This window comes from Hahella sp. HN01 (assembly GCF_018986435.1).
Taxonomy (GTDB): domain Bacteria; phylum Pseudomonadota; class Gammaproteobacteria; order Pseudomonadales; family Oleiphilaceae; genus Hahella.
On record NZ_JAHMIN010000125.1, the window covers coordinates 1 to 1,234 of the forward strand.

Sequence of the window (1,234 nt, forward strand, 5' to 3'; positions counted from 1 at the left end):
GCTGAATACACCCCCAGCCCTTCCCCCCCCAAAAAAAGTAAAAGAAACCAGCCCTTCTTCTTTTATTGTCATGAGTGGATGTGTCAACAAAGTGCCAACGCAAATTCACTATCGATACTCAAAAGCGCCTGATCGCCTCAATGTCTCATTTTTTAGCACCATTCCTACCCTCCTCTATTTAAGCTGTATAGCAACCTGATAGGCGCATTTCAGCCAGCCGAAAGATTGCCTAGCCATCTCCGGAAACTGGCATGATGTGACCCCGAGTGAGCAGTACGGATAGGAGCTTTATCTGCAGTACATGCAGATGCTGTTGTCTCGCAGGAAAAGGTATTTGGTGATCAATGACTGCGTGTCTATTACGCCCCTCCTCAGAAGCGATGATGGTTGAGATCTCAGGGGTAGGCCGTCACCTTTTTATCCTCACGAAACAACGACGCTACCACTGGCACTCCAGAGCATGCTGTTGTTGCAGATCAGCGTAGCCACTTTTTCTCGGAGATGGCTGGATAGGGACGATGTAGCCAACATTTGTTGAGTCCACCTACGTGCACTTAACGCCTCTGTAGCAGGCATTTCTTGTGCAGCGGAGTTTTGCAGTAAAGTGGCGCTAAGCAAAAAATGTCCTGTTGACAGACTTTTTAGGCTTTTGTCTTTATGTACTCATTTACAAAACCTGAAAGCACGATCTTTTTTGCTTTTGAGAGATACCTCGAAACTAAATCAAATGGGTTAACTTCAAAGCTTGTACAAGAACCAACTTTCTCAGTAGAGATTTGTGATGGCGTTATTTTATACACCCAACCATCTTGTCCAGCCCGACCACCACTACTGAGTGGTCGTTAGTGTGCTTCAGTATCCAGAGTAGGTTTGATTAATATATTCGTCCCAAAACACATCTAAATAGAATTTCGTTTTTTAAATATATTCGCCAACTTGAAGATTAATTAAATACTCTTCAACCGCAGGCATGTACGACTGTGTATCGTAGATCATTGATACAGGATAAGTTCCTTCTAGACCTGATAGGGAATTAACTAGACTCTGCCAAACTCTCTCATTCGTCATGCGATAACTTTTGACGCCAGGCAAATCGCACTATGTGGCTACATAGTAGCCAGACCCGATAGCACTTTTTTTAAGTAACCATGGTCCCAGCCCGCTCGTAGCCTCTTAGTTTTTATACCTCCTTTGTCCGTCTTCTCATTCTTCAATAAATTCAACGCCATATGTC

At 43.9% G+C, this 1,234-nt stretch carries 1 protein-coding gene and 1 pseudogene; one reads left to right on the forward strand and one right to left on the reverse strand.

Annotated features, from left to right (window positions below; genetic code table 11):
• On the forward strand, positions 1–199 hold a 199-nt coding region (locus KP814_RS32570; protein WP_216740678.1), incomplete at its 5' end, for a hypothetical protein.
• Between the two features lie 907 nt (positions 200–1,106).
• Here the strand turns inward: KP814_RS32570 and KP814_RS32575 are convergent.
• Positions 1,107–1,234: pseudogene (locus tag KP814_RS32575) on the reverse strand (ISAs1 family transposase); the annotation flags it as partial.